The organism is Terriglobia bacterium (assembly GCA_036496425.1).
Classification (GTDB): Bacteria; Acidobacteriota; Terriglobia; order 20CM-2-55-15; family 20CM-2-55-15; genus 20CM-2-55-15.
Genome location: DASXLG010000006.1, coordinates 1 through 3,554, shown reverse-complemented (window position 1 = coordinate 3,554; position 3,554 = coordinate 1). Strand labels below are relative to the sequence as shown.

Here is a 3,554-nt window from a genome sequence, read left to right as displayed (position 1 = left end):
GCTTTGCCCTGTTCCGGACCGACGGCGTATTGCTCACCCGAGTCCCGCAAAACGACGTTGACATCGGCCGCCGGTTTCCGGCAGCACTCGCGTTGCAGCTCACGGCGACTTCTGACCATGGCGTCGGCATGAGCACCGGCGTGATCGGCGGAAGTCCCCGCATGGTTGCCGCACACCGGGTCAACAATTTCCCGATCGTGGTGACAGCGACAAAAACCAAAGATGCACTTCTAGTTGGGTGGAGGAAAACTGCTTTCTATATTGCCGGCACATCAATCCTGATCATCGCCATCATTGCTGCGTTCACCCTTCTCTTCACGCGCCTGCTTCGAAACTACCAGGCTCTCGTGCAGGCCCGAGCCGAGCGCAACAGGGCCGAACAGCTCCGTCAGCAGAGCCTGCGATTCGATATTGCGTTGAACAACATGTCGCAAGGCCTGGTGATGTTCGACGCGTCATCGAACCTTGTCGTTGCAAATTCGAGTTTCATGGAAATTTACGGCGTGTCGCCAGATGTCGTGAAACCGGGACTATCGCTACTGGATCTGCTCAAGCACCGGAAGGAATGCGGATCGTTCGGCGGCAACCCCGACGAATATCACGCCAGGTTATTGAATCAGATCTCCAGACGGACGCTGACCAAGCAAAACGTGCCGACTCCTTCCGGGCGCATCATCCAGATCGTGAACCAGCCGATGCCGGACGGTGGTTGGGTTGCGACGCACGAGGATATCACGGACAAGGTCGAGGCGGAAAACGCGACAAGAAAGCAGGATGAACAGCTCCACGCCGCCCTGGAAAATATTTCGCAGGGCCTGGTGATGTTCGATGCTTCGAAGCGATTGATCATCTGCAATAAGCAATATGCAGATGTCTATGAATTGACCGACGAGCTTACGAAACCGGGCACGCCATTTCAGACAATTCTAGAACACACGATGACCAGGGGGACTGCTCCGAAAGACTGGCCGGCGTTCCTCAAGGCCCGCCTTAATGACGTGGCCAGCAATGCGCCATACCAAACCGTGAACAGGCTGCGCGACGGACGTTACATTGCCGTGGTCCACCGGCCGTTGAGAAATGGTGGTTGGGTATCGACACACGAGGACGTCACGGAGGCAAGACGCCGGGAAGAGTCGTTCCGCTTGCTGTTCGATGGAAGCCCGGTCCCGATGTGGGTTTTTGACCGAGAAAGCCTGCGTTTTCTTGCAGTCAACGAAGCCGCTATCGCGCACTACGGTTACAGCCGTCCACAATTTCTGTCGATGACGCTTGCCGAACTGCGGCCGCCCGAGGATCGCGCCCGCTTCGCGGCTTTTATCCATGCACTGTCGGAAGACCAATTCGCCGAGAATGTTGGACAACACATCAAGGCAGATGGAACCGCATTCGACATTGCCGTCTATTCAAGGGCACTCACGTATGACGGACACGATGCGCGTCTGACGGTCGTTCACGACATCACTAAAACCAAACTTGCCGAAGGCGAACTTCGCCGGACAAAAATATTTCTCAATGCAGTCGTCGAGCACGTACCGCTCCCACTTGTGGTGAGGGACCTGCGCAGATCTGGACCGGAGACGCGCGGAAACCGGTTTACATTATTCAATCGGGCTTATGAAGAACTTACGGGCGCTTCCCGCAGGGATTTGATCGGAAAGACCGCTCACGAAATATTCCCCCAGTGGCGCGCCGATATGATCGAGCGGTCCGATAACGAAACCGTGCTCTCGGACCGGATCGTGGCCATCCCCGAACATGAAATACCTACCGCATTCAAAGGGGCACGCCTGATCACGGCAAAAAAGACCGCCATCAGGGACGAAAATGGTGAGCCACAATATATCTTGACTGTTCTTGACGACATCACCGAACGCCGCCGCGCCGAACAAGACATCTGGCATCTTGCACACAATGATTCCTTGACCGGCCTTCCCAACCGGGCTTCGCTTCTCGAATATCTGACAACGACGCTCGATAAAGCGGCAAAGGCCGGTGAGCAGTTCGCGGTCATGTGTCTTGATCTCGACCGGTTTAAAGAGGCCAACGACGTCTACGGCCACCTGGTGGGCGATGGCCTTCTTCGTGAGGCGGCCCGCAGGCTGCAAGCGGCTGCCGAAGCGGCATATCTGGCACGTATTGGCGGCGACGAGTTTATCGTGGTTGTAAAAAGCGGTGCGCCAGAGGCGGCCGCCAGGAAGCTCGGCGAGCGCATGCTTGCTGCATTCAAGGATAATTTCGACATCGAGGGTCACCAGCTGCAGGTCGGCTTGAGTATCGGAGTGGCAGTCTTTCCGGACGACGGCGTCGACGTGAAGACCTTGATCGCCAACGCGGATGCCGCGCTCTATCAGGCGAAATCGGAGGTACGTGGATCGGTACGCTTTTTCGAGGCGAAGCTCGGCTCGCGCCTGCGAGAGCGACGCGAACTGCAAACGGATTTGCAGACAGCTCTCGACCAGGGCGATCTGCTACTGCACTACCAGCCACAGAAGACGATCGCGTTGGGGAAAGTCATCGGCTTTGAAGCGCTTGCCCGCTGGGACGATGCGAAGCGCGGCATGGTTCCTCCCGACACATTTATCCCGGTCGCCGAGCAAAGCAGTTTCATCATTACGCTGGGTGAGCGGCTTCTGCGCGAAGCCTGCAGAGAGGCAGCGTCCTGGCCGAAGCCGGTTAAAGTCGCCGTTAACATCTCGCCAATTCAATTCCATCACGGCGACCTGCCCAGCCTCGTGCATTCAATTCTGCTCGAAACCGGCCTGACGCCGGAGCGGCTCGAACTCGAAATCACCGAAGGCGTGCTGATCGATGATTTTTCGCGTGCGGTATCGATTCTGCGCAAGCTCAAAACGCTTGGCATTCATATCGCCCTGGATGATTTCGGCTCGGGATTTTCGTCGCTGTCCTACCTGCACGCATTCCCGTTCGAAAAGATCAAGATAGACCGGGTATTTATCGGCGACCTGGAACACAATCATCATTCCATGGCGATCGTCCGTGCGATCATCACTCTCGGGCACAGCCTGAATATTCCGGTTCTCGCCGAAGGCGTGGAGACCGAAACCCAGCTTTCGTTCCTGAAAGAGGAAGGCTGCGATGAGGTGCAGGGCTACCTCACCGGCAGGCCATTCCCAATCGAGACCTACGCCGAATTGGTGGGCCGTGAACCTCGCAAAGTTCGAAAAGCGATGGCCGTCTAGCGGGCCTGCACAATCGTAGCCCGGATGGAGCGCCGCGACATCCGGGAGCTCGTCCCGGATTTTCGCTATCGCTCAATCCGGGCTACGGCAGGCGCGATTGGATACTTGTTAAGCCTCTCGGTTGTCATTGCCGGGCTTGACCCGGCAATCCATGAGGCCGCTCCACAAGAAAAGCTGTAAAGGTTTAACGTGCTGCAGCTGATCATGGATGCGCGGGTCAAGCCCGCGCATGACGCCGAGTTTGTGGCAGATCGTAACGTGGATGGAGCGTCCGGGAGCTCGTCCCGGATTTTCGCTATCGCTAAATCCGGGCTACGGCTGGCATTCATCAATATGGCGTCAGCAGGTCGA

1 protein-coding gene is annotated in these 3,554 nt (G+C 57.0%); it reads left to right on the top strand.

The features are described 5' to 3' along the window. The first annotated feature begins 128 nt into the window (after positions 1–128). Positions 129–3,203 carry an EAL domain-containing protein gene (locus tag VGK48_00190; GenBank protein HEY2379570.1) on the top strand — a complete coding sequence of 1,025 codons (3,075 nt, stop codon included), beginning with the start codon at positions 129–131 and terminating at the stop codon, positions 3,201–3,203. Positions 3,204–3,554 lie beyond the last annotated feature (351 nt).

Bases quoted from the DNA above. Each gene is read 5' to 3' on its own strand.
- VGK48_00190 (HEY2379570.1), top strand. From the start codon at position 129: ATGAGCACCGGCGTGATCGGCGGAAGTCCCCGCATGGTTGCCGCACAC.